Consider the following 23,508-nt stretch of genomic DNA (forward strand, 5'->3'; position numbering starts at 1 on the left):
GTTAGAGCTGAACGGTCTGCGCCAGCGGCAGCGCCGGATCGAGGTGGCTGGTCAGCACGATGCATTGGCGTGCCAGCCGCTCCGGCGCCGACAGTTGCGCGCGCAGGTAGGCGACGGCATCCACATCCAAGCCGTTGAACGGCTCGTCGATCAGCAACAGGCGCACCGGCAGCGCCAGCGCCAACGCCAGTTGCATTTTCTTGTGCTGGCCCAGCGACAGCGTGGTCACCGGCTGGTCCAGTGTCGGCGGCAGGTGGAAGGCGGCCAGCTCGGCGTTGAGCAGCGCGGCGTCGGTGGCGGGGTAGAGCGACAGGTGCAGATCGAGGATTTCGCGCACGGTCAGCCAGGGCAGTTGCGGGGTGTCGCCGCCACTGTAGTGGCATTGGAGCCGATACGCCAGCGGTTGCGCGTGGATCTCGATGCCGTCGAGCCGGATGGCGCCGCCGTGCGGTGTCAACGCGCCACCGGCCAGCTTCAACAGGGTGGTCTTGCCGGCGCCGTTTTCGCCGCGCAGCCAGGTGATGCCGGCGCCCAGTCGCAGCGAGAACTGACGGAACAGCGGATGGCTGGCAAACTCGAAGTTCAGCTGGTCGATGTGCAGCACGGTGTTCAATTCCATAGTTCACTTCCGATCGCGGTCAGGATAAGGATGGCGCCGATCACCAGCGCGGTGCGGCCGCGCGCGCCCAGGCCGCGCAGCGCGACGATGGCGATTTGCGCGATGGCGGCGAAGCACAGCCAGACGATGGCGACGGTGGTGCTGTAGCCGGCGGCGGCGCGGCCCAAGGTCAGCGCGGCGAACCAGGCCATCACGCACAGTCCGGGCAGCAGCGACAGCATGATCGCGGCGCGGAACAGGCGCTCCGCATCCATGGGCCAGGCGGCCACTACCGGCCGCAGCCGCGCGATCTGCTCGGCCACGGCCTTGTCACCGCGATCGGTCAGCAGCATCAGTGCCAGCGCCGCGCATGCTGCCCAGAGCGCTGGCGGCACCAACGGCGGGTGCCACATCCAGACCGTGATGCCGAGCGCCGCGCCCAGCAACAGCAAGGTCTGCTGAATGCCGACCACCTCGTCCGCGCGCCAGAAGGGCAGCCAGAATAGTTGGCGCCATAGGTGCAGCGGCTTCGGCACGCGCGATGCACAGGGCGCATAGCTGGTCGGCGCGGGCCGGGCGCGGCCGGGCTTGCGCGCTGCCGGCATGCGGACGCGTCGCGCGAGGATGAGCGTCGACAGCAGCCACGCCAGCAGCAGCGACAGCACCGTCAGCGCCAGCGCCTGTGGCGCGACCGGGCGCAGCCAGTCGGGCCATTGATAAAACCAGATCGCGGTGGAGATCGCATAGGCGGCCGCCACCGGTCCGACGATGATGCCGGCGACCATCGCATCGGCACTCCATCGCAAGCGCGGGCTGATCGGCAAGGTGCGGCTCCACAGCGTGACCTCGGCCGGATGCAGATGCTTGCGCATCAGCCAGACCGGCGCGGTGGCCACCAGCACTTGCGCAAGCACGAGCGCCAGCGCCTGCGGCCATGGAAGCGTGGCGGCGAACAATCCCGGCAAGGCGATGCAGGCGAGCAGTCCGATCACCACCGGGGCGAAGCCGAGCAGAATGATTTCCAGTGAGCTGGACACGCCGGGGATGATGCGCAGCAGCGCTTGCCGCGTCATGCGGGCGCGGAAGCGCAGATAGGGATGGAGGTTGGGAGTCATCGCGCATAAGCATACGCAATATTTCTGAAGCGGAAATGAATAAGGGCCCGATCAAGATCGGGCCCTTAAGGAATGTTGGCGGAGTGGACGGGACTCGAACCCGCGACCCCCGGCGTGACAGGCCGGTATTCTAACCAACTGAACTACCACTCCTAATTCGTTTTATCGTTTTCTCTGGTGGGTGCTGAGAGGGTCGAACTCCCGACCTACGCCTTGTAAGGGCGCCGCTCTACCAACTGAGCTAAGCACCCAGAAAACTTATCAGCGTTGTTTCATTTAACTGCTACAACTGCTGAACGAGGCCGTATTCTACAAGCTGGTTTATCGGTTCCGCAAGGGGTTTTGTAAATAATTTAGAAAAATTGCTCGCAAGCTCGTTTGGGGGGTGTCAAGATATGGCCGCGACGAACCCATAAGAAAGAGACCCCATGCGGCGCAACGACAGCAGCAACGATCCCCTCGACAGCCTGTACCGCCGCGTCAGCTGGCGGCTGATGCCTTTCCTGTTCCTGTGCTACGTGGCCGCCTACCTGGACCGGGTCAACGTCGGCTTCGCCAAATTGCAGATGCTGTCGGACCTGCGCTTCAGCGACACCGTGTACGGCATCGGTGCCGGCATCTTCTTCGTCGGCTACTTCCTGTTCGAGGTGCCGTCGAATTTGCTGATGACGCGCACCGGCGCCCGCATCTGGATCGCCCGCATCATGGTCAGCTGGGGCGTGATCTCGTCGGCGATGATGTTCGTCGACAGCGTCGCCAGTTTCTACGTGCTGCGCTTTCTGCTCGGCGCGGCCGAGGCGGGCTTCTTCCCCGGCATCATCCTGTATCTGACCTACTGGTATCCGGCGCACCGGCGCGCGCGCATGGTGGCGCTGTTCATGAGCGGCGTGGCCGTGGCCGGCGTGGTCGGCGGTCCGCTGTCGGGCTGGATCATGAAGACCTTCGCCGGCCTTCACGGCCTGAGCGGATGGCAGTGGCTGTTCCTGCTTGAAGGCGTGCCTTCGGTGCTGCTCGGCGTCTGGACGCTGTTCTATCTGGACGACGGCATCCGCTCCGCCAAGTGGCTGAGCGAAGGCGACAAGCAGAAGCTGGAGCAAGCCATCGCCGAGGACGGCAAACAGCAACAGCACATGCCGCTCGCGCAGATGTTCAGCAACGGTAAGGTATGGCTGCTGGCGCTGGTGTACTTCCTGTTCGTGATGGGCTTGTATGGCGTCAGTTTCTGGCTGCCGCAGCTGGTCAAAAACAGTGGCATCGACGATGTCTTCACGATCGGCCTGCTGACGGCGATCCCGTATTTCGTCGCGGCGGTCGTCATGGTGCTGGCCGCGCGCCATTCGGACCGCAGCGGCGAGCGGCGTTGGCACGCGGCGGTGGCCGCGCTGGCCGGCGCGCTCGGCCTGATCGTCGCCACCGTCTACAGCGACAACACCGTCATCGCGATGGCGGCGCTGAGCGTGGCGACGGCAGGCATCCTGAGCACGTTTCCGATCTTCTGGAGCCTGCCGACGGCCATGCTGGGCGGCGCTGCGGCGGCGGCCGGCATCGCGCTGATCAACTCGGTCGGCAACCTGGCCGGCTTCGTCAGCCCGTATCTGGTCGGCGCGATCAAGGACGCCACGCACAGCACGGCCAACGGCATCTATTTGCTGGCCGCCAGCCTGGTGATCGGCGCGATGCTGGTGGTGGTCGTCGTGAGGCGTTAGCCGGGACTTGCGGGAGAAAGGCGCCTGTTGGCAATTAAGAACTAAGCAAGCGACGGCGAATCAAAGCTTCAAGGTCGCGGCTCGTATGAGCAATCATATGAACATAAACGGTATCGTCGTCTGCGCGCTCAATGATGATGCGGTTCTGACCAGCCAAGAGTTGACGGTGGGTGGTCAAGTGAAGGTCTTCCAGCTCCGGCACAAAGGTGCCTTTAGTTTTCCACTCTTTAAGAGAATTGACTTCAGCCAAAATCTCCTGAGTCACCTTCTTAACGAAGGCAGGGGATTCGCTTTGCTTCAAATAAGAGCGAATGTCATGCAGGTCGTTCAGGGCGTATTGCGTCCAAATGATTTTCATTTGTGTCATGAACTTTCGTTGTCTTCAGCTTCCAGAAGAGCGACAACATCATCGTGATCGATTACTTTACCTTCCTCAATTTGCTTTCTGCCGAGTGCCAAAATCCGGAGCATAGCAAGTTGGTCTTGAGTCTTCTGGTAGCTAACAGGGTCTTGAACAACGGCCTGGACTCTGCCATTGACGGTAATCGCCACTGGGTCACGAGTCTCCAGCACTTGCTTGACCACGTCGCTAGTGTTCGTCTTTAAATAGCTAATGGGCTGAATGTTCGAAAAATTCATACCGTCCTCCGTCAAAGTTGTAAGGCGATGATAGCACCGAAGGCCAAATTAGGTACTGAATTTAGTCCCCCTTCTTTGCTTGGTTTGTAGATGCCGATTACCTGGGAGGTAATCGCCGCGCCATAGCGATTTCCGGAGAATGGGTTCTGTCGATTCGACACAACCATTCAAGGAGATCATCATGACCCATACCGCTACCCCCGCCGACATCGCCACCCAATACCTGGCCGTCTGGAACGAACGCGATGCCGCCGCTCGCCGGGCCCTGGTGGCGCGCGCCTTTAGTATCGACGCCAGCTATGTCGATCCGATGATGCGCGGCGCCGGCCACGACGGCATCGACGCCATGATCGCCGGCGCGCAGGGTCAGTTCCCCGGCTACCGCTTCGAACTGGACGGCACGCCGGACGGTCACAACGACGTGGTCCGCTTTTCGTGGACCCTGGGCCTGCCGGGCGCCGCGCCGGTGGCGCACGGCACCGATGTCGCCCACGTGGCCGGGGACGGCCGCCTGGCCAGCGTGACGGGCTTCCTCAATGCGGTGCCGGCCTGAGCTACATTATCGACTTGCCCACAAGATGGAGACGCCATGAACACAGCCGCCGCCCCGGACCAGTATTTCAGCGATTTCGCGGCGGCGCTGCGTTACTGGCGCGGCAAGCGCGGCTACAGCCAGCTGCGCCTGTCGACCGAGGGCGAGATTTCGCAGCGTCACATCAGCTTTCTTGAAAGCGGACGATCCCAGCCCAGCAAGGAGCTGATCCTGAAGCTGGGCATGGTGCTGGAGATCCCTTTGCGACAACGAAACGTCATGCTGCTGTCGGCCGGTTTCGCACCCGCCTATCAGGAGCGCAAGCTGTCCGATCCGGAGCTCGACGCGGTGCGCCAAGCGCTCGATTTCATGCTGGCGCAACAGGCGCCGTATCCGGCGCTGGTGGTGGACCGGCTGTGGAACCTGGCCATGGCCAACGGCCCGGCCGCCGGCCTGATGCGCTGGTTGCTGGGACTGCCGGTGGACGCCATCCTGCCCACCGACGGCTCGGTCAACGTGCTCAAGCTGATGCTCGACCCCGGCGGCGTGCGCCAGTACCTGCACAACTGGCAGGAGGTCGCGGCCGACCTGCTGCACTGGATACAGCGCGAGGCGATGAGCGACGGCCCCGGCAGCGAGGCCACGACGCTGTTGAACGAGTTGCTGGCGCTGCCGGGCATCGGCGGCGTGGCGGGCAGGGGAGGGGCGCCCAACCTCGACCGCCGCGCGCTGCCGTTTTTGCCGGTGACGATACGCAAGGACGGCGTCGAGCTCAACCTGTTCACCACCATCGCCACCCTGGGCACGCCGCACGACGTAACGGTGCATGAATTGCGGGTGGAATCGTTTTTCCCGGCCGACGCGGCCAGCGCCGAGTGGTTCCGGGCACGGCATGGGGTTGCAGCCTGAGCAATTTCAGAGGATACTGTATGAATTCACAGTAATCCATGTTTTGATGGGTAACACGTAAGGCGGATTAGTCGGCACGCCGTAATCGGCCATCGACGAGCCGCTGGCGGTGCTTGGCCGATTACGCTACGCTAATCCGCCCTACGTGATTCAGATAAACGCTAACACCGCAGCATTAGCAAATGATTGAATATCCACGGCGCATCGCCCACCTCGACATGGATGCGTTCTACGCCTCCGTGGAGCTGCTGCGCTACCCGGACCTGCGCGGCCTGCCGGTGGTGATCGGCGGCGGCCGCGACGCCCAGCCGGTGTTGCAGGAGGACGGCACGCACCGCTACGCCCGCTTGCGCGACTATGTCGGCCGTGGCGTCATCACCACCGCCACCTACGAGGCGCGCGCGCTGGGCGTGGGCTCGGCCATGGGCATGATGAAGGCCGCCAAGCTGGCGCCCGACGCCATCCTGTTGCCGGTCAACTTCGACGCCTACCGCCATTTTTCCCGGCTATTCAAAGCCGCCGTGGCGTCGATCGCGCCGGATTTCGAGGACCGGGGCATCGACGAGATCTACATCGACCTGACCCGCGTCGAGGGCGAAACGCGCGAACTGGCGCAGCGCATCAAGCAGGCCGTGCGCGACGCCACCGGCCTGTCTTGCTCGATCGGCATCACACCCAACAAATTGCTGTCGAAAATCTGCTCCGACCTGGAAAAGCCCAACGGCCTGACCATCCTCGGCTACGACGACATCCCCGCGCGCATCTGGCCGCTGGGCGTGCGCAAGATCAACGGCATCGGCCCCAAGGCCACCGAGAAACTGGCGGCGCTGGGCATAGACACCATCGGCCAGCTGGCCGCCGCCGACGCCGGCCTGTTGCAGGACCACTTCGGCGCCCACTACGCCGGCTGGCTGGCCACGGCCGCGCGTGGCATCGATCACCGCGAAATCTCCACCAGCTCCGAGAGCAAGTCGATCAGCCGCGAAACCACCTTCGAGCGCGACCTGCACGCGCGCCAGGACCGGGGCGCCTTGTCCGGCATCCTGACATCGCTGTGCGACCGGCTGGCGGACGACCTCAAGCGCAAGGGTTACGTCAGCCGCACGATCAGCATCAAGCTGCGCTTCGACGATTTCCAGATCGTTAGCCGCAACGTCACCTTGCCGCATCCGGTGGCCGACCCGACCGCCATCCTGCACGCGGCGCGCGAATGCCTCAAGCGGGTGCCGCTGGAGCGGCGCCTGCGGCTGCTGGGCGTACGGGCCAGCACGCTCGAACCGCCGCCGCCGGAAGGCGCGGTCCACGCCCGGCGCGGCGTGCAGGGCGACCTGTTCGCATAGTTTCAATCCCACCACAATCGGTCGGGGGCGGCCGCCACCGTGTAAAATGGCGCTCCCCTGGCATTACTGAACAAGGCACTCACTCATGTGGTTTAAGAATCTTCAGATTTACCGTCTGCCGGCCCCTTGGGCCTATACCCCTGAACAACTGGAAGCCGCCCTCGCTCCCCACTCCTTCGTACCAGCCAGCAGCAACGAGTTGCTGCGCCAGGGTTGGGACACGCCGCGCCCGAACGGCGGCCTGGTGCACGTGGTGAACAAGCAAATGCTGATTCTGCTGGGCACGGAGAAAAAACTGCTGCCATCGACCGTTATCAACCAGGTCGCCAAGGCCCGCGCCGCCGAGATGGAAGAAGCGCAAGGTTTCGCTCCTGGCAAGAAAGCCATGAAAGAGCTGAAAGAGCGCGTCGCCGACGAACTGCTGCCGCGCGCGTTCTCGATCCGCAGCAACGTCTGGACCTGGATCGATCCGGTCAATGGTTGGCTGGTGGTGGACGCGGCCAGCCCGGCCAAGGCCGACGAAGTGATCAAGCTGCTGCTCAAGGCCGTCGATAAGCTGCCGCTGGAAAGCCTGCGCGTGCAGCGCTCGCCGGTCGGCGTGATGACCGAATGGCTGCAGGCGGACGACGCCCCGGCCGGCTTCACGGTCGACATGGACACCGAGCTGCGCGCCACCGGCGAGAGCAAGGCCGCCGTGCGCTACGTGCGCCACACCTTGGAAGCGGACGAGGTGCGCCGCCACATCGCCGCCGGCAAGCAGTGCACGCGTCTGGCGATGACGTGGGACAGCAAGATTTCCTTCGTGCTGACCGAGTCGCTGGCGATCAAGGGCATCAAGCCGCTGGACGTGATCGCCGAAAAGGAATCGAGCACCAAGAATGACGAAGAGCGTTTCGACGGCGACTTCATGCTGATGACGGGCGAGCTGAACAAGCTGATGGCCGACGTCGTCGAAGCATTGGGCGGCGAAGCGAAAGCCTAAGTTTTTTGGTAAAAAAAAGCCGCGACATCGCAGGATGTCGCGGCTTTTTTTCGTCTGGACGTTACAGCGGCTGGAACACGCCGGCCGCCTTGTTCTTCTGCACGTTATCCCAGGCGAAGATCTTGCCGTTCATCGCCACATACACGCCGGGTGGCAGGGTTTGCGCCACGCCGCAGGCGAAGCCTAGGTTGAACAGCGCGTCCGAATTGGCGATCTCGTAGGGGATCATGGCGCCGGTCAGCACGATCGTTTGGCCGAGCTCGGCCGGCCCGAGCACCATGGCCGTTTGCGGCATCGTGTCGGTGCCGTGGATGATCACGATCGCCTTCTCCGGCGCGGCGCGGCACGAGGCCAGGATGCGCTCGCGGTCGGCGTCGACCATGTCGAGCGAATCCATCAGCGGCAAAGTTTCAAGGGCCACATCGACCGTCAGGCGGCAGCGTTCCAGCAGCGCCGGCACGTGGCTCTCGGCGAAGCCCAGGGTGCCGTTCAATTCGTTGTAATGTTTGTCGAAGGTGCCGCCGGTGGCGAGGATGCGCAAAGTCATAATAAAAGCTCAAGCTGAGGAAAATGACCTGCATCATAACCCAAACCCCCGGACACACCGCAGCGCAAAAAAGAGGGCGCGACGGGCTGGAAAGTTGGGCATACTATGTCTACACTGGTTTCTTTTGTCCGTCTCCACACCATGAAAGCCGTCGCTCCGGGAACTGTTATTTTTCATCGCCATCGCGGCTACGGCGTCATCACGTCGGTCAATCTGCTGACCGGCTGGATCTCCGCCCGCTTCGGCAGCGAGTCGCGCACGCTCGACCTGAACCTGTCCACCGACGAGGTGCAGTTCGCCGACGGCGAGGCGATCCTGTTCCGCCGCGCGCCGCCCGACCGCATGCCCCACGCGCGGCTGATGGCGGTGGTGCGCGCGTTGCACAAGGCGGGTTATCAAAGACTTTATTTGTATTCCTGGCCCAAGCCGTCCGGCTTGCACTGGCGCTGGCATTTGTTCACCGGCCAGCGCGACTGGATGCAGCGCTCGTGGCGCGAGGGCTGGTATGGTTCCGGCGCCGACTACAACGTCAATCCTGTGATGGGCTGGGGCGATTCGCCCGGCGCCACCACGGAGGAACTGATCCATGCGCTGGCCAAGTTCGATCCGCAGGGCCTGGCGCAGGCGCTGGGGCGCGACGAGGACCACACCGCGTGGTTCGACAGCGTGTGCGAGGCGCTGCTGCCAGGGTATATGTACAGTCTGGACATGCAGCGTCCAGACGGCGGACCGCTGACGGACATGCCGGCGGTGCCGGTGATACCGGTGAGGGCGACCTTGCCGCCGTACGCGGGACCGGAGATCGGTTGGCCGCCCGGCTGGGCCGGCCTGTGGAACAAGGTGCATGTGATGCCGACGCCGCGCATCAACCTCACCGGTTTGCCGGAAGTGCCGGAACAAACCGATTAATTCGGCGATCAACCCCGAAGCTGGGCACGCGGGTCCGTTCCCGACTGATCGGCGCCGTCATCGCCGGTTGCGGCCGGGTCCGGCCTGAGCGAGTCCACCAGAAAATCGACCAGAGCCGCCACGCGTCGGCTCGGCGGGCTGCCCGGATAGACCGCGTACAGGTCGATCGGCCCGGCCGCGAAATCGTCCAGCACGCTTTCCAGCGCGCCGCTGTCGAGTTCTTTCTGGATGTCCTGGCGGTTTTTCAGAATCACGCCGACGCCTTCGAGCGCCCATTCGCGCGGCACGGCGCCGTCGCTGGCCTGGCGGTCGCCACGCACGCGCACGCTGAACGGCTTGCCGCCGTCGCGGAAATTCCACACCGTCAGCGGCGCGCCCGAGCGCGCCAGCACCAGGCAATTGTGCCCGGCCAGTTCGCTCGGATGAACAGGCCGTCCGTGGCGGTCCCAATAGGCCGGCGCGGCGCACACCATCCGCCTGCCGCGCAGCAGCAAGCGCGCCTGCAAGCCCGAATCCTGCAGCGGGCCGTAACGCAGCGCCAGGTCCACGTGCTCGTCGATCAGGTTGACCACGCTGTCGTTGAGTATCAGGCTGATGTGTACTTTCGGATAGCGCCGCTGGAAAGCATCCAGCAGCGGCCGCAGCTGTGAGCGCCCGAAGTCGTTGGTGGCGGTGACCTTGATCGGCCCGGACAGCTCGCTGCCCTGGCGCAGCCGCAGCACGGCGCCATCCCATTCGGCCACGATACGGCGGGCGTCGACCAGCAGGCTTTCGCCTTCGTGGGTGAAAGTCAGGCGGCGGGTCGAGCGGGCCATCAACCTGGCGCCGAACACCTGCTCGAGTTGGTTGATCGCCAAGGTCACGGTCGAGGTGGCAATGGCGCGGTTGCGCGCCACCGCCGAAAAACTGCCTTTTTCCGCCACCTCGATCAACAGGCGCAGGGCGTCGATTTGGTCCATCTTTCGATTATCTCAAAAAGTAATTTGCTGAACCAATGGATTATCAAGCGCGGACAACATAAATACAATGGTTGCAAGCCATCCAGCCGGGTGGATTCCAACCATTTATGAACAAGGTGGACGCTATGAATATCAACTTCAGCAATCGAAAAGTATTGGTTACCGGTTCCACCAACGGTATCGGCTTCGCGGCCGCCAAGGGCTTCCTCGCCGCCGGCGCGCAGGTCGTCATCAACGGCCGCAGCGACGCCAGCGTCAAGGCGGCATTGCAGCGCCTGGGCGATATCGACGGCGGCGGCAAGGCCATCGGATTCGCCGGCGACCTGTCGACCGAGGCGGACGGCGCGCGCCTGCTGGCCGCGCATCCGGACTTCGACATCCTCATCAACAACCTGGGCATCTACGAGCCGCGCGATTATTTCGACACGCCCGACAGCGACTGGGACCGCATCTTCCAGACCAATGTGATGTCGGGCGTGCGTTTGTCGCGGTATTACGCGCAGGGCATGGCGGATCGCGGCTGGGGGCGCATCGTGTTCATTTCCTCCGAATCGGGGGTTAGCATTCCTGCCGACATGATCCATTACGGCGTGACCAAGGCGGCGCAGCTGGCCGTCTCGCGCGGCCTGGCCAAGCGCCTCGCCGGCACCGGCGTGACAGTCAACTCGGTGCTGCCGGGGCCGACCTTGTCCGAGGGCGTGGCCGAGATGCTCAAGGAACAGGTCGAGCAGTCGGGCGAGAGTCTGGAAAAGGTGGCGGCGGACTTCGTCGTCGCCCATCGCGGCTCGTCCATCATCCGGCGCGCCGCGACGGTGGAAGAGGTGGCCAACATGATCATCTACGTTAGCTCGGAACAAGCCTCCGCCACCACGGGCGCCGCGCTGCGGGTCGACGGCGGCGTGGTGGATATCATCATCTAAGCTGATTTTTCCAGACGAAAATCATGACACAGCCATACTTCGCGCCCATCCTTCATCATCGTCGGCCAGCTCGCCGACTACCGCACTAAACTGGCCGCGCAAGCCGCGCCGGCCCCTGTCGGTAGTGCTGCGGCTGGTTTAAAGCCTGGCGTTGGCCTTGTAGTCGGGATTGTTGATTTTGTCGCTGTTGCCTGCGGCGAAGTCGACGATGTTCTGGAACGCGTGGCGGAAGTACAGCTCGTAGCTGTCCTGTTCCACGTAACCCAGGTGCGGCGTCGCCAGCACGGTCGGAATGCGCAACAACGGCGACTCCGCGCCCAGCGGCTCGGTCTCGAACACATCGATCGCCGCGCTGCCGGGCCGGCCCTTGTTCAGCGCCTGCTCCAGCGCGCCGGGCGCCACCAGCTCGGCTCGGCTGGTGTTGACGAACAGCGCCGTCGGCTTCATGCGCGCCAGATCGTCCGCCGTGACGATGCCGCGCGTGTCCGGATGCAGCCGCAGGTGCAGGCTCAGCACATCGGCCTCGGCAAAAAACGCCTCGCGCGAGGCCGCCGCCGCGTAGCCGTCGGCCACCGCCTTGTCGCGGCTGGCCTCGCTGCCCCACACCACCACCTTCATGCCGAACGCCCGGCCATAGCCGGCGATCAACTGACCGATCTTGCCATAGCCCCAAATTCCAAGCGTGCGTCCCCTGAGCACCACGCCCAGGCCGTTCAACTGCGGGTTGACGGAGGCGGTCTGCCACAGCCCGTCCTTCAGATTGGTCGCGTACGGCACGATCTTGCGCGCGGCGGCCATGATCAACGCCCATGTCAGCTCGGCCGGCGCGGTCGGCGAACCAACGCCCTCGGCGATGGCGATGCCCAATTCGGTCGCGGCGGCCACATCGACGTGTCCGGCCAATTTGCCCGTTTGCGAGATCAGCTTCAGGTTCGGCAGCTTGTTCAGGAGCGCCCGGTTCAATGTAGTACGCTCGCGTATCAGCACCAAGGCATCGAACGGGGCGAGCCGGATTGCCAGCTGTCCCAGCCCTTTTGTTGTGTTATTGAACACTTTGACCTCGTGTCCACGCAATAAATCATAGCAGGCGAGCGTGGCGGTTGCGTTCTGGTAATCATCGAGAATAGCGATTTTCATGGGAGTTAGCCGATTTTATGATGAAATCCGTAGCGAAATAACAGTGTCGGAAAGAACCGGAATAGCTTACTACTTTAGTCAACCAATTCTCCTACATTTTTGATCGAATCGCCTATTGACGGGTGTACAATCGCTCAAAAAATGAACAACTCCCCACCAAAAAGAGTTGCGCGCCAATGCACACACTTGGCGCTTTCGACAAGACCGCCGTGACCCGCCGACCCATTTCGAATGGGCTTCCGAGCGCAAGCCACAAGCTGACGACGATCCTGCCGCGTAGAGACCAGCGAATGGCCAAGAATTTTAATTGTATTGGAGGTACTATGAATCAGCCCGTCATGGGTGGCGTTGCCACATTGAACGTCCCAGCTTACATCAAACAACAAAAACTGATCAATTGGGTGGCGGAGATCGCCGCGTTGACCAAACCGGACCGCATCTACTGGTGCGACGGCTCGCAGGAAGAGTACGACCGCCTGTGCGCCGAAATGGTCGCCGCCGGCACCATGAAAAAGCTGAACCAGGAAAAGCGTCCGAATTCCTACCTCGCCTGCTCGGATCCGACCGACGTCGCCCGTGTCGAAGACCGCACCTACATCTGCTCCAACACCAAGGAAGAAGCCGGCCCGACCAACAACTGGATGGCGCCCGCCGAAATGCGCGCGACCCTGAACCCGTTGTTCGACGGCTGCATGGTCGGCCGCACGATGTACGTCGTGCCGTTCTCGATGGGCCCGCTGGGCTCGCCGATCGCGCACATCGGCGTCGAACTGTCCGACTCGCCTTACGTCGCCGTCAACATGCGCATCATGACGCGCATGGGCAAGGCCGTTTATGACGTGCTGGGTACCGATGGCGAGTTCGTGCCATGCGTGCACACCGTGGGCGCGCCGCTCAAGGCCGGCCAAAAAGACGTGGCATGGCCATGCAACCCAACCAAGTACATCGTCCACTACCCGGAGACCCGCGAAATCTGGTCCTATGGTTCGGGCTACGGCGGCAACGCGTTGCTGGGCAAGAAGTGCTTCGCGCTGCGCATCGCCTCCAACATGGGCCACCAGGACGCGGCCAAGGACGGCATGGGCTGGCTGGCCGAACACATGCTGATCCTCGGCGTCGAATCGCCTGAAGGCAAGAAGCACTACGTCGCGGCGGCCTTCCCGTCGGCTTGCGGCAAGACCAACTTCGCCATGCTGATCCCGCCGGCGAGCTTCGACGGCTGGAAAGTGACCACCATCGGCGACGACATCGCCTGGATCAAGCCGGGCGCCGACGGCCGCCTGTACGCGATCAATCCGGAAGCGGGTTACTTCGGCGTTGCCCCTGGCACCAACGAAAAGACCAACTTCAACTGCATGGCCTCGATGCGTGAAAACACCATCTTCACCAACGTAGCGCTGACCGACGACGGCGACGTCTGGTGGGAAGGCCTGACCAAGGAAGCGCCGTCGCACCTGATCGACTGGCAGGGCAAGGACTGGACGCCGGACTCCGGCACCAAGGCCGCCCACCCGAACGCCCGCTTCACCGTCGCCGCCACGCAGAACCCGGTGATCGACGCCGCCTGGGACGATCCGGCCGGCGTGCCGATCTCGGCCTTCATCTTCGGCGGCCGCCGCTCGACCACCGTGCCGCTCGTCACCGAAGCGCGTAACTGGGTCGAAGGCGTCTATATGGCCGCGACGATGGGTTCGGAAACGACCGCCGCCGCCGCCGGCCAGATGGGCATTGTGCGCCGCGACCCGTTCGCGATGCTGCCGTTCATGGGCTACAACATGAGCGACTACTTCCAGCACTGGCTGAACCTGGGCGAAAAGCTGGGCAAGGTCAACGCCGCCACGCTGCCGAAGATCTACTGCGTCAACTGGTTCCGCACCGACGACCAGGGCCACTTCGTCTGGCCTGGTTTCGGCGACAACATGCGCGTGCTGAAGTGGATGCTGGAACGCATCGAAGGCTCGGCCGGCGGTATCGAAAACATCTTCGGCACCACCCCGCGCTTTGGCGACCTGAAGTGGGACGGCATCCCGTTCTCGCCGGAAGAGTTCGAAACGATCACCTCGATCGACAAGGACGCATGGCGTGAAGAGCTCAAGCTGCACGAAGAACTGTTCACCAAGCTGGCCTACCACCTGCCGAAGGAACTGACCGCAGTGAAAGCCGAGCTGGAACAGCGCTTGGCGAACTAAGCAAAAAACCGTTCATTCGGCCGAACGGCATGAATGAACGGGAAACCACGTAGGGCGGATTAGGCGGAACGCCGTAATCCGCCATCTTCGAGCCGTTGACGGCGCATGCATTGGCGGATTACGCTACGCTAATCCGCCCTACGTGTTTCCTATGTCCAGCAAGCTCATCATCTTCGATTTCGACGGCACGCTGGCCGATACCTTCCCCAGCTTCGTGCGCGTGTTCGACCAGGCCGCCGACAAGTACGGCTTCAAACGCCTCGACCGCGAACGTCAGGACGTCCTGCGTGGCCTCGACGCCCGCCAGATCATGGCGCATCACGCAGTACCGCTATGGAAAGTGCCTGCCATCGCGCGCTTCATGCGCGTCCGCATGGCCGACGATATCGCCAACATCAAACTCTTCACCGGCATCGATCAGGCGCTGCTTGCGCTGCACGCGCAACGCGTGGCGCTGACCATCGTCACCTCCAACTCACCGGGCAACGTGCGCGCCATTCTCGGGCCGGAGTTGCTTGCTTTGTTCAGCCATGTGGAATGCGGCGCGTCGTTGTTCGGCAAGCCGTCCAAGATACGCAAAGTGCTCGCCGCCACAGGTACCGCGCCGGAGCACGCGATGCTGATCGGCGACGAGATCCGCGACGCCAAGGCGGCGGCCGACATCGGTATCGACTTCGGCGCCGTGGCCTGGGGCTTCAACCACGTCGACGCGCTGGCCGCTCAACACCCTCAGCGCATCTTCCATCACGTCCCCGAGCTGCTCGACCTCAGTCCGGATACTGCGCTGCTTCGCCAAGGATGACCTTCGGCTCCAGATACGAATCGAGTCCGTAGGGACCGAACTCGCGGCCGATACCCGACTGTTTGAAACCGCCGAACGGCGCGATCAAGTCGTCGTGCACGCCGTTGATATGCACCCGTCCAGCGATCAGTCGCCCGGCCACGCGGTTGGCGCGCGTCAGGTCGGTCGAGCTGACATAGGCCTGCAAGCCATACGGCGTATCGTTGGCGATGGCGACCGCCTCGTCCTCGGTCTCGTAGGTGAGGATCGATAGCACCGGCCCGAAGATCTCTTCCCGCGCGATGGTCATCGACGGCGTGACGTTGGCGAACACCGTTGGCTTGACGAAGTAGCCCGCCTCCAGCCCCTGCGGCTTGCCCGGTCCGCCCGTGAGCAGCTCCGCGCTTTCCTCGATGCCGAGGCGAATATACCGCTGCACGCGCTCATACTGCTTGCTGGTGACGATAGGTCCCAGCGCCACGCCGGCGTCGCGCGGATCGCCGACGGTGAACGCCTCCGCCGCCGCCTTCGCCAGCCGCTTGACCTGTTCCAGCCGGTGCGCCGGCACCAGCAGGCGCGTGCCGGCGATGCACGCCTGCCCATTGTTCATGAAGCAGGCCTGGATCGCGGCCGGTATCGCCTTGTCGAAGTCGGCGTCGTCGAGCAGCACGTTGGCGCTTTTCCCGCCGAGCTCCAGGGACACGCGCTTCATCGTATCGACTGCGGCCCGCGCGATGGTTTTGCCCACCAGGGTGGAGCCGGTGAACGAGATCTTGTCGATGCCGGGATTGGCGCTGATCTCGGCGCCGACCACGTCGCCGCGTCCATTAACGATGTTGACCACCCCCGGCGGCAGCCCGGCCGCATGGAAGCATTCGGTGAGGATCTGGTTCTGCACCGCGCTCAATTCGCTCGGCTTGACCACCACGGTGCAGCCGGCCGCGATGGCGGTGGCGACCTTGTTGGCGATGAACCAGGCACTCGAATTCCACGGCGTGATGATGCCGACCACGCCCACCGGCTCCAGCACCACCTTCGACACGCCGACGGTTTTGACGAAGGCGTGATCCTCCATCACCTTTTTCACGTCCAAAAACATCTTGGCCGTGTAGCGCGACCGGCCGACACTGGTCTTGAGCGGGCCGCCGTACTCCTCGACCAGCGCGCGCGCCGCATCGTCCGCGCGCGCGGCCACCGCGTCGTGCAGCTTGTGTAGCCAGACGCCGCGCTCCTCTCTGGTGGTGCGGGAAAATGTGGGGAAGGCCGCCCGGGCGGCGGCGATGGCGAGGCGGGTGTCCTCGACGTCGCCCAGGCGCACCTGCCCGGTCAACTGGCCGGTGGTGGGGTTGACGAGATCGGCCATCTCCGTCCCGTGCGGGGTGACGAATTGTCCGTTGATGTAGATATGTTCGATGTTGCGCATGGCTAGGCTCCTGTTTCGACTTGGTGGAATAGGTGCGCCCATTCTAGAAAGCCCGGCGCCCGGGCGTTAGTGCGGTTCCTGCACTATCTTTGCCTGATTCTGCCTGTCGCGCGAAAATGCGTTTCGTCGCCGCGTTTCCGCCATCCGTCACAAAACGACGCCGCGGCGCGGCCGCTTCCTTTACAGTGCATGCTCGACCCTTTTTATGGATAGTCCTCCGATGAAGCTGACCACCACCCGCCTCGGCGTCGCCAGCGCGCTGCTGTTTTCCCTGCTGCTTGGCCCGGCCCACGCCCAATCCGCGAACGCCGCGCCGGACCTCGAAGGCCGCCGCGCCGCCCTCAATAGCCTGATCAAGGAGCAGTGGGAGTACACGATGCGCAACAGCCCGGAGTGGGCGTCGCTGCTGGGCGATAAGCGCTACAACGACAAGTGGTCCGACTTCTCGCAAGCGAACATCGAGGCCGACATCAAGGCCAGCGACGACTTCCTCAAGCGCTTCGAGGCGGTCGACACCAGCGGCTTCCCGCTGCAGGAGCAGTTGAACCGAGAACTGATGGTGCGCCAGTTGCGCCAGAACGTCGACGGCGCCCGCTTCAAGGATTGGGAGATGCCGCTGGCGCAGAACTCCGGCATCCACATCGACGCGCCGATGATCGTCTCGGCGCTGCCGTTCGACACCGTCAAGGATTACGAGGACTACATCAAGCGCCTGCAATCGCTACCCAAGCTGTTCGACGAAACGCGCGTGCAGATGGAGAAGGGCGTCGGGGACAAGCTGATGCCGCCGCAATTCCTGATCCCTAAGATCGTCAAGCAGTGCGAGGATGTGGCGGCGATGGCGCCAGCCAAGTCGCCTTTCGCCGAGCCTCTGAAGAAGTTCCCGAAAGAGTTCTCGGCCGCCGACAAGGCGCGTTTGAGCAAGGAGGTACTGGCGGCCGTGCGCACCCACGTCAACCCGGCATATAAAAAGCTGGCCGTCTACACCAAGACCAAATACCTGCCGCACGGCCGCAAGGAGGTGGGCATGTGGTCGCTGCCGGACGGCGCGGCGCGCTACGCCTTCAAGGCGAAAAATTCGACGACGACCGACATGTCGCCGGAAGAGATCCATCAACTCGGCCTGTCCGAGGTCGCGCGCATCGAAGGGCAGATGCTGGAGACGGCGCAAAAGCTGGGCTTCAAGGACCTGAAGACTTTCAACAAGGCGCTGGCGGCCAACCCGGCCACGCATCCGAAATCGCGCCAGGAGATCATCGACCTGTATCAGAAATATACGGACCAGATGTACAAGCAGTTGCCGCAGCAGTTCGGCGTGCTGCCGAAGGCGAAGGTGGAGATCATCAAGGTTGAGGAATTCCGCGAGAAGGGCGCGTCCGCGGCCGCGTACATGCCAGGCTCGGTGGACGGCAAGCGCCCTGGCCGCGTGATGGTCAACACTGGTGAATTCAAGGACCGCTCCACCATCGGCGTCGAGACGACGGCGCTGCACGAGGGCGTGCCTGGCCACCACATGCAGATCGCGATCGCGCAGGAGATCGAGGGACTGCCGATGTTCCGCCAGCAGGGCAACTACACCGCCTACGCAGAGGGCTGGGCGTTGTACTCGGAGCGTCTGGGCGAAGAGCTGGGCTTCTTCAAGGATCCATACAGCTACTATGGCCACCTGCAGGATGAAATGCTGCGTGCGATCCGCCTGGTGGTGGATACGGGCCTGCACTACAAACAGTGGAACCGCCAGCAGGTGGTGGACTTCTTCCACGACCATTCCGGTATCGAGGAAGTCGATGTGCAGAGCGAGACGGACCGCTACATCGTCTGGCCGGGCCAGGCGTTGGGCTACAAGATCGGCCAGTTGAAGATCCTCGAACTGCGCGACTACGCCCGCAAGGAGCTGGGCGCCGGTTTCGACATCCGCAAGTTCCACGACCAGGTGTTGGGCGCCGGCGCGCTGCCGATGGACGTGCTGGAAAAGCACGTCAAGGATTGGGTGGCGGACGAGAAGCGGACGGTGACGGCTAGTTAAGCGCGCAGTTTTTTCACATCCTGCATCGGCGGGGCGCCGAACAGGCGCCGGTACTCGCGGCTGAACTGGGACTGGCTTTCGTAGCCAACCTTGTAGGCGGCGGTGCCGGCGTCGATATCGCCATTGAGCAGCAAGGTGCGCGCCGCTTGAAGGCGCAGTTGCTTCTGATACTGCATCGGCCCCATCGTCGTCACCGCCTTGAAGCGGTGGTGCAGGCTGGAGACGCTCATATTGGTGGCCTGCGCCAGATCCTCCACCTTGACCGGCTGGTCGAACCTATCCTTGAGCCACGCGATTGCCTTGCTGATGCCGCGATCCTGCTGATCGAGCACCACGTTCTGATACAGTTGCCGTCCGTATTCCCCGGTCAGCAGGCGGTAGATGATCTCCCGCTTCAAACCCACCGCCAGAAATGCCGCCTCCGCCGCCGGCGCATCCAGCAGGTGAACCAGCTTGTTCAACGCTTCCAGCAGACCCGCATCGGATTTGCCGACAAACGCGCCGCGCACCGGCTGCGCGTCATCGGCCATCGCGATGCGCGCCTCGGCCACGATGGCGGCGATTTCCTGCGGATCGAATTCGATGTTCAGCAGCAGATACGGTTGCCTCTGCGTGGCGTTGAGCACCTGTCCGGAGGCCGGCAGGTCGACCGACACCACAAGATATTCGCCGGGACCGTAATCGAGAACGTCGGCACCGAGGTGCACGCGCTTGCCGCCTTGAAGAATCACGCAGCACGAGGGTTTGAGCACCCCGCGCGTGACGGCCGTTGGCCGCGAGGACCGCAGCAACGACAAAAACGGGATCACCGTCTCGTACCGCTCGTCGTCGCGCGCCAATCGGCCGACGATGTCGATCATCTGATCGAGCGGTGAGAGAGGGAGCTCCCGTTTCATGGCTTACTGCTGATTACTTCAGCAGCGGCACCAGGTACTTGCCGGTGACGCTGGCCGGGTTCTTGGCCACATCCTCCGGCGTGCCGGCGGCGATGATCTTGCCGCCACCCGCGCCGCCCTCCGGACCCAGATCGACCACCCAGTCGGCCGTCTTGATCACATCCAGATTGTGCTCGATGATGACCAGCGTGTTGCCCTGGTCGCGCAGGCGGTGGATCACCTTCATCAGCAAATCGATATCGTGGAAGTGCAGGCCGGTGGTCGGCTCGTCCAGGATGTACAGCGTGCGGCCGGTGTCGCGCTTGGACAACTCCAGCGACAGCTTGACGCGCTGCGCCTCGCCGCCCGACAACGTGGTCGCGCTCTGACCGAGCTTGATGTAGCCCAGGCCGACGTCGAGCAGCGTATGCAGCTTGCGCGCGATCAGCGGCACCGGCTTGAAGAACTCGTGCGCGTCCTCCACCGTCATGTCGAGGATCTCGGTGATGTTCTTGCCCTTGTACTGGACTTCGAGCGTCTCGCGGTTATAGCGCTTGCCGTGGCAAACGTCGCACGGCACGTAGACGTCCGGCAGGAAGTGCATCTCCACCTTGATCACGCCATCGCCCTGGCAGGCCTCGCAGCGGCCGCCCTTGACGTTGAACGAGAACCGCCCGGCGCTGTAACCGCGCTCCTTGGCCACCGGCACCGTCGAGAACAGATCGCGGATCGGCGTGAACAAACCGGTGTAGGTCGCCGGATTGGAGCGCGGCGTGCGGCCGATCGGCGCCTGGTCGACGGCGATGACCTTGTCGAAGTGTTCCAGGCCGCTGATGGAGTCGTGCGGCGATGGTTCGGTTTGCGAACCATACAGGTGGCGCGACAGCGCCGGGTACAGCGTATCGTTGATCAGCGACGATTTGCCGGAGCCGGAAACGCCGGTCACGCACGTCATCAGCCCGACCGGCAGGTGCAGGTTGACCTTCTTCAGATTGTTCCCGGTGGCGCCGGTGATGACCAACTGCTTGTCCGGATCGGCGACGTGGCGCTTCTTCGGCACCGCGATCTTCAGCGTGCCGTTCAAATACTGCGCCGTCAGCGACTGCTTGTTCTTCAGGATGTCCTTTAGCGTGCCCTGGGCGATGATATCGCCGCCATGTACGCCGGCGCCCTTGCCCATATCGACGATGAAGTCGGCGGTGCGGATCGCGTCCTCGTCATGCTCCACCACCAGCACGCTGTTGCCGATGTCGCGCAGGTGCTTGAGCGTCTCGATCAGGCGGTCGTTGTCGCGCTGGTGCAGGCCGATCGACGGCTCATCGAGCACGTACATCACGCCCGTCAGGCCGGAGCCGATCTGCGACGCCAGGCGGATGCGCTGCGCCTCGCCGCCCGACAGCGTGTCGGCGCTGCGGTCCAGCGACAGGTAATCGAGGCCGACGTTGTTGAGGAACTTCAGGCGCGAGATGATTTCCTTGACCACGCGGTCGGCGATCTCCTTCTTCGCGCCCTTGAGCTTCAGCTGCTCGAAGAACGACAGCGTCTCGCGCAGCGGCTTCTCGGCGATCTCGTAGATCGCCTTTTCCTGCTTGCCGGTGCCGACTTTCACGTAGCGCGCCTCGATGCGCAAACGCGCGCCTTCGCACGACGGGCACTTCTTCTCGTTGATGAACTTCGCCAGTTCCTCCTTGACGGCCATCGAATCGGTCTCGCGGTAGCGGCGCGCCAGATTGGTCACCACGCCCTCGAACGCGTGCTCCTTGACGACGGTGCGGCCGCGCTCATTCACATACGTGAACGGGATGTGCGTCTTGCCCGAGCCGTGCAGGATCACTTCCTGCGCGGTCTTCGGCAGCTGCTCGTATGGCAGGTCCAGATCGAACTCGTAGTACGCCGCCAGGTTGGACAGCATCTGGAAGTAGAACTGGTTGCGGCGGTCCCACCCTTTGACCGCGCCGGAAGCCAGCGACAGGTTGGGGAAGGCGACGATGCGCTTCGGATCGAAGAACTCGATGTGACCGAGGCCGTCGCATTCCGGGCACGCGCCCATAGGGTTATTGAACGAGAACAGGCGCGGCTCCAGCTCCTGCAGCGAATAGCCGCAGGTGTTGCAGGCGAACTTGTTGGAGTAGACGTGCTCCGTGCCGTTGTCCATCTCCAGCGCCACGGCGCGGCCATCGGCCAGGCGCAGCGCGGTCTCGAAGCTCTCGGCCAGGCGTTGTTTGATCTCGGCGGTCACCTTCACGCGGTCGATCACCACGTCGATGGTGTGCTTCTCGGTTTTCTTCAGCTTGGGCAGGTCGTCGACTTCATAGATCTTCGCCTCGTGGGTGCCGCTTTGCACGCGGAAGCGCACGAAGCCCTGCGCCTGCATTTGCTCGAACAGGTCGGAGTGCTCGCCCTTGCGGTTGGCCACCACCGGCGCCAGGATCATCAACTTGGTATCGTCCGGCATGGCCAGCACCGCGTCGACCATCTGCGACACCGTCTGCGCGGCCAGCGCCTGGTCTGGATGGTTGATGCAATAAGGCGTGCCGACGCGGGCGTACAGCAGGCGCAGATAATCGTGGATCTCGGTCACGGTGCCGACCGTCGAACGCGGATTGTGCGAAGTGGCTTTCTGCTCGATCGAAATCGCCGGCGACAGGCCTTCGATCAGATCGACGTCGGGCTTCTCCATCAGTTGCAGAAACTGGCGGGCGTAGGCCGACAGCGACTCCACATAGCGGCGCTGGCCCTCGGCGTACAGCGTATCGAAGGCGAGCGACGACTTGCCCGAGCCGGACAGGCCGGTGATCACGATAAGCTTGTTGCGCGGGAGGTCGAGATTGATGTTTTTGAGGTTGTGCGTGCGTGCGCCGCGGATGCGGATCTGTTCCATGTATTGGCCTTTAGAGTCAACCCGTAACTATAGCCGGGTTTGGGTATATATGCGCCGGGCTTGATCTACATCGCGCGCTCGGGGCTTGACACTGTATATAATACCAGTATTTTCTTGCGCCGTTTCAACGCGCTAAAGCGAACGTCGGCAAACGGTTGCGGATCAGCTACGGAGACACGTAGGGCGGATTAGGCGGAACGCCGTAATCCGCCAAGCGCCGCCAAGGAAGCGGATTTGGGCCAGCGGCGATGCTATAATCGTCGTTTAGCATCAGACAAACAGCCCGCCCTGCGCGGCCGTCGTTACTCAGGAGTTTTATAAATGGCATCAGTCAACAAAGTCATCATCGTCGGCAATCTGGGTCGCGATCCGGAAATTCGCTACATGCCTAGCGGTGACGCGATCGCCAACATTGCCGTGGCGACATCGTACAAATCGAAGGACCGCAACACCGGCGAGCAGAAAGAGCAAACCGAGTGGCACCGCATCTCGTTCTTCGGCCGCCTGGCGGAAATCGTCGGCCAGTACCTGAAGAAGGGCTCGTCGGTCTACGTTGAAGGCCGCCTGCAGACCCGTAAATACACCGACAAGGACGGCGTAGAGAAATACGCGACCGACATCATCGCCGAGCAGATGCAAATGCTGGGTGGCCGTCAAGGCATGGGCGATGGCGGCGGCATGGACGATGGCGGCGGCTACGAATCGGCCCCGCCACAACGCCAGGCTCCGGCTCCGCGTCCGCAGATGGCTCCTCCGGCGCCACGTCCGGCACCGAAGCCGGCGCCGAACTTCTCGGATATGGATGACGACATTCCGTTCTAAGGCCAGACCTTAATAATAAGTACCTACGCCCTGCAAGTCTTTGATTTGCAGGGCGTTTTTACATGTTCCCCCGCAGATGACAGCAGAAATAATCGGTCTATAATTCCTCTATAGTTGTCTATAAAGAGGGAGGTCTGGCGCGCTGCGCGTGGGGTGTATGCCATCGAAGAACAGACGGTGACGGAGATTCTTGCCACGGATGGGCTGTTAAGAGGCTT

21 protein-coding genes and 2 tRNA genes are annotated in these 23,508 nt (G+C 63.0%); 11 read left to right on the forward strand and 12 right to left on the reverse strand.

What is annotated here, in order from left to right; translation table 11 throughout:
* Position 1: 1 nt before the first annotated feature.
* The 4 genes from AC07P1_RS08280 to AC07P1_RS08295 all read right to left on the reverse strand — a co-directional run bounded on the left by AC07P1_RS08280 (position 2) and on the right by AC07P1_RS08295 (position 1,964).
* Complete coding sequence (locus AC07P1_RS08280; RefSeq protein ID WP_494695310.1) at positions 2–619, reverse strand: ABC transporter ATP-binding protein; 618 nt, start codon at positions 617–619, stop codon at positions 2–4.
* The gene (locus AC07P1_RS08285) at positions 610–1,713 is read right to left on the reverse strand and encodes a hypothetical protein (RefSeq protein WP_494695311.1); all 1,104 of its coding nucleotides are present in this window, start codon (positions 1,711–1,713) and stop codon (positions 610–612) included. Before AC07P1_RS08285 ends, AC07P1_RS08280 begins: the two co-directional genes overlap by 10 nt.
* A 76-nt stretch (positions 1,714–1,789) precedes the next feature.
* Positions 1,790–1,866, reverse strand: a tRNA-Asp gene (locus tag AC07P1_RS08290).
* 22 nt (positions 1,867–1,888) lie between these two features.
* Positions 1,889–1,964: transfer RNA gene (locus AC07P1_RS08295), tRNA-Val, on the reverse strand.
* A 177-nt stretch (positions 1,965–2,141) separates the two neighbouring features.
* Between AC07P1_RS08295 and AC07P1_RS08300 the strand changes: the two genes are divergently transcribed.
* Entirely contained in the window at positions 2,142–3,419 is a 1,278-nt protein-coding gene (locus tag AC07P1_RS08300) for an MFS transporter (protein ID WP_494695312.1), read from the forward strand.
* 34 nt (positions 3,420–3,453) lie between these two features.
* Here AC07P1_RS08300 and AC07P1_RS08305 read toward each other — a convergent pair whose 3' ends face one another.
* Both AC07P1_RS08305 and AC07P1_RS08310 read right to left on the reverse strand, forming a co-directional pair.
* The gene (locus AC07P1_RS08305; protein ID WP_494695313.1) at positions 3,454–3,786 is read right to left on the reverse strand and encodes a type II toxin-antitoxin system RelE/ParE family toxin; all 333 of its coding nucleotides are present in this window, start codon (positions 3,784–3,786) and stop codon (positions 3,454–3,456) included.
* Entirely contained in the window at positions 3,783–4,058 is a 276-nt protein-coding gene (locus tag AC07P1_RS08310; RefSeq protein WP_494695314.1) for a type II toxin-antitoxin system Phd/YefM family antitoxin, read from the reverse strand. Before AC07P1_RS08310 ends, AC07P1_RS08305 begins: the two co-directional genes overlap by 4 nt.
* A gap of 181 nt (positions 4,059–4,239) precedes the next feature.
* On the opposite strand from AC07P1_RS08310, the gene AC07P1_RS08315 reads away from it, so the two are divergent.
* The 4 genes from AC07P1_RS08315 (at position 4,240) to AC07P1_RS08330 (ending at position 7,821) form a co-directional block, all read left to right on the forward strand.
* A complete protein-coding gene (locus AC07P1_RS08315) occupies positions 4,240–4,611 on the forward strand; it encodes a nuclear transport factor 2 family protein (RefSeq protein ID WP_494695315.1) in 372 nt (123 codons plus the stop codon).
* Between the two features lie 36 nt (positions 4,612–4,647).
* Positions 4,648–5,499 carry a helix-turn-helix domain-containing protein gene (locus AC07P1_RS08320; protein ID WP_494695316.1) on the forward strand — a complete coding sequence of 284 codons (852 nt, stop codon included), beginning with the start codon at positions 4,648–4,650 and terminating at the stop codon, positions 5,497–5,499.
* A gap of 182 nt (positions 5,500–5,681) precedes the next feature.
* Positions 5,682–6,839 (forward strand): DNA polymerase IV, encoded by a 1,158-nt coding sequence (gene dinB / locus AC07P1_RS08325; protein ID WP_494695317.1) that lies wholly within the window; start codon positions 5,682–5,684, stop codon positions 6,837–6,839.
* An 85-nt stretch (positions 6,840–6,924) separates the two neighbouring features.
* On the forward strand, positions 6,925–7,821 hold the full coding sequence (locus AC07P1_RS08330; protein ID WP_315216218.1) for a recombination-associated protein RdgC: 897 nt from the start codon (positions 6,925–6,927) through the stop codon (positions 7,819–7,821).
* Between the two features lie 61 nt (positions 7,822–7,882).
* Here the strand turns inward: AC07P1_RS08330 and AC07P1_RS08335 are convergent, their stop codons facing one another.
* Positions 7,883–8,368 carry an asparaginase domain-containing protein gene (locus tag AC07P1_RS08335; protein WP_494695318.1) on the reverse strand — a complete coding sequence of 162 codons (486 nt, stop codon included), beginning with the start codon at positions 8,366–8,368 and terminating at the stop codon, positions 7,883–7,885.
* Between the two features lie 141 nt (positions 8,369–8,509).
* Between AC07P1_RS08335 and AC07P1_RS08340 the strand changes: the two genes are divergently transcribed.
* Complete coding sequence (locus tag AC07P1_RS08340; RefSeq protein ID WP_494695319.1) at positions 8,510–9,277, forward strand: L-asparaginase; 768 nt, start codon at positions 8,510–8,512, stop codon at positions 9,275–9,277.
* An 8-nt stretch (positions 9,278–9,285) separates the two neighbouring features.
* Here AC07P1_RS08340 and AC07P1_RS08345 read toward each other — a convergent pair whose 3' ends face one another.
* The gene (locus AC07P1_RS08345; RefSeq protein ID WP_494695320.1) at positions 9,286–10,236 is read right to left on the reverse strand and encodes a LysR family transcriptional regulator; all 951 of its coding nucleotides are present in this window, start codon (positions 10,234–10,236) and stop codon (positions 9,286–9,288) included.
* A gap of 125 nt (positions 10,237–10,361) precedes the next feature.
* Between AC07P1_RS08345 and AC07P1_RS08350 the strand changes: the two genes are divergently transcribed.
* Entirely contained in the window at positions 10,362–11,156 is a 795-nt protein-coding gene (locus AC07P1_RS08350; RefSeq protein WP_494695321.1) for an SDR family NAD(P)-dependent oxidoreductase, read from the forward strand.
* 138 nt (positions 11,157–11,294) lie between these two features.
* Here the strand turns inward: AC07P1_RS08350 and AC07P1_RS08355 are convergent, their stop codons facing one another.
* A complete protein-coding gene (locus AC07P1_RS08355) occupies positions 11,295–12,293 on the reverse strand; it encodes a D-2-hydroxyacid dehydrogenase family protein (RefSeq protein WP_494695322.1) in 999 nt (332 codons plus the stop codon).
* A gap of 323 nt (positions 12,294–12,616) precedes the next feature.
* On the opposite strand from AC07P1_RS08355, the gene AC07P1_RS08360 reads away from it, so the two are divergent.
* Together AC07P1_RS08360 and AC07P1_RS08365 are read left to right on the forward strand one after the other, a co-directional pair.
* On the forward strand, positions 12,617–14,482 hold the full coding sequence (locus tag AC07P1_RS08360) for a phosphoenolpyruvate carboxykinase (GTP) (protein ID WP_315216233.1): 1,866 nt from the start codon (positions 12,617–12,619) through the stop codon (positions 14,480–14,482).
* 151 nt (positions 14,483–14,633) lie between these two features.
* The gene (locus tag AC07P1_RS08365) at positions 14,634–15,284 is read left to right on the forward strand and encodes an HAD hydrolase-like protein (RefSeq protein ID WP_494695323.1); all 651 of its coding nucleotides are present in this window, start codon (positions 14,634–14,636) and stop codon (positions 15,282–15,284) included.
* On the opposite strand, the gene AC07P1_RS08370 is transcribed toward AC07P1_RS08365, so the two are convergent.
* Positions 15,250–16,686, reverse strand: coding sequence for an aldehyde dehydrogenase family protein (locus AC07P1_RS08370; protein ID WP_494695324.1), 1,437 nt, complete (start codon positions 16,684–16,686; stop codon positions 15,250–15,252). The two genes, AC07P1_RS08365 and AC07P1_RS08370, sit on opposite strands and share 35 nt — an antisense overlap.
* Before the next feature lie 220 nt (positions 16,687–16,906).
* Between AC07P1_RS08370 and AC07P1_RS08375 the strand changes: the two genes are divergently transcribed.
* Complete coding sequence (locus AC07P1_RS08375; protein ID WP_494695325.1) at positions 16,907–18,712, forward strand: DUF885 domain-containing protein; 1,806 nt, start codon at positions 16,907–16,909, stop codon at positions 18,710–18,712.
* Here the strand turns inward: AC07P1_RS08375 and AC07P1_RS08380 are convergent.
* Positions 18,709–19,608, reverse strand: a complete 900-nt coding sequence (locus AC07P1_RS08380; protein WP_494695326.1) for an AraC family transcriptional regulator — start codon at positions 19,606–19,608, stop codon at positions 18,709–18,711. The two genes, AC07P1_RS08375 and AC07P1_RS08380, sit on opposite strands and share 4 nt — an antisense overlap.
* A gap of 13 nt (positions 19,609–19,621) precedes the next feature.
* Positions 19,622–22,468: an excinuclease ABC subunit UvrA gene (uvrA, locus tag AC07P1_RS08385; protein ID WP_494695327.1), complete on the reverse strand. Its 2,847-nt coding sequence runs from the start codon at positions 22,466–22,468 to the stop codon at positions 19,622–19,624.
* Between the two features lie 321 nt (positions 22,469–22,789).
* On the opposite strand from uvrA, the gene ssb reads away from it, so the two are divergent.
* The gene (gene ssb / locus AC07P1_RS08390) at positions 22,790–23,290 is read left to right on the forward strand and encodes a single-stranded DNA-binding protein (RefSeq protein ID WP_090324618.1); all 501 of its coding nucleotides are present in this window, start codon (positions 22,790–22,792) and stop codon (positions 23,288–23,290) included.
* Positions 23,291–23,508: the final 218 nt, after the last annotated feature.

This window comes from Duganella sp. GW821-FHT07F09 (assembly GCF_059418705.1).

Bases quoted from the DNA above. Each gene is read 5' to 3' on its own strand.
- AC07P1_RS08280 (WP_494695310.1), bottom strand. From the start codon at position 619: ATGGAATTGAACACCGTGCTGCACATCGACCAGCTGAACTTCGAGTTT.
- AC07P1_RS08285 (WP_494695311.1), bottom strand. From the start codon at position 1,713: ATGACTCCCAACCTCCATCCCTATCTGCGCTTCCGCGCCCGCATGACG.
- AC07P1_RS08300 (WP_494695312.1), top strand. From the start codon at position 2,142: ATGCGGCGCAACGACAGCAGCAACGATCCCCTCGACAGCCTGTACCGC.
- AC07P1_RS08305 (WP_494695313.1), bottom strand. From the start codon at position 3,786: ATGACACAAATGAAAATCATTTGGACGCAATACGCCCTGAACGACCTG.
- AC07P1_RS08310 (WP_494695314.1), bottom strand. From the start codon at position 4,058: ATGAATTTTTCGAACATTCAGCCCATTAGCTATTTAAAGACGAACACT.
- AC07P1_RS08315 (WP_494695315.1), top strand. From the start codon at position 4,240: ATGACCCATACCGCTACCCCCGCCGACATCGCCACCCAATACCTGGCC.
- AC07P1_RS08320 (WP_494695316.1), top strand. From the start codon at position 4,648: ATGAACACAGCCGCCGCCCCGGACCAGTATTTCAGCGATTTCGCGGCG.
- dinB (WP_494695317.1), top strand. From the start codon at position 5,682: ATGATTGAATATCCACGGCGCATCGCCCACCTCGACATGGATGCGTTC.
- AC07P1_RS08330 (WP_315216218.1), top strand. From the start codon at position 6,925: ATGTGGTTTAAGAATCTTCAGATTTACCGTCTGCCGGCCCCTTGGGCC.
- AC07P1_RS08335 (WP_494695318.1), bottom strand. From the start codon at position 8,368: ATGACTTTGCGCATCCTCGCCACCGGCGGCACCTTCGACAAACATTAC.
- AC07P1_RS08340 (WP_494695319.1), top strand. From the start codon at position 8,510: ATGAAAGCCGTCGCTCCGGGAACTGTTATTTTTCATCGCCATCGCGGC.
- AC07P1_RS08345 (WP_494695320.1), bottom strand. From the start codon at position 10,236: ATGGACCAAATCGACGCCCTGCGCCTGTTGATCGAGGTGGCGGAAAAA.
- AC07P1_RS08350 (WP_494695321.1), top strand. From the start codon at position 10,362: ATGAATATCAACTTCAGCAATCGAAAAGTATTGGTTACCGGTTCCACC.
- AC07P1_RS08355 (WP_494695322.1), bottom strand. From the start codon at position 12,293: ATGAAAATCGCTATTCTCGATGATTACCAGAACGCAACCGCCACGCTC.
- AC07P1_RS08360 (WP_315216233.1), top strand. From the start codon at position 12,617: ATGAATCAGCCCGTCATGGGTGGCGTTGCCACATTGAACGTCCCAGCT.
- AC07P1_RS08365 (WP_494695323.1), top strand. From the start codon at position 14,634: ATGTCCAGCAAGCTCATCATCTTCGATTTCGACGGCACGCTGGCCGAT.
- AC07P1_RS08370 (WP_494695324.1), bottom strand. From the start codon at position 16,686: ATGCGCAACATCGAACATATCTACATCAACGGACAATTCGTCACCCCG.
- AC07P1_RS08375 (WP_494695325.1), top strand. From the start codon at position 16,907: ATGAAGCTGACCACCACCCGCCTCGGCGTCGCCAGCGCGCTGCTGTTT.
- AC07P1_RS08380 (WP_494695326.1), bottom strand. From the start codon at position 19,608: ATGAAACGGGAGCTCCCTCTCTCACCGCTCGATCAGATGATCGACATC.
- uvrA (WP_494695327.1), bottom strand. From the start codon at position 22,468: ATGGAACAGATCCGCATCCGCGGCGCACGCACGCACAACCTCAAAAAC.
- ssb (WP_090324618.1), top strand. From the start codon at position 22,790: ATGGCATCAGTCAACAAAGTCATCATCGTCGGCAATCTGGGTCGCGAT.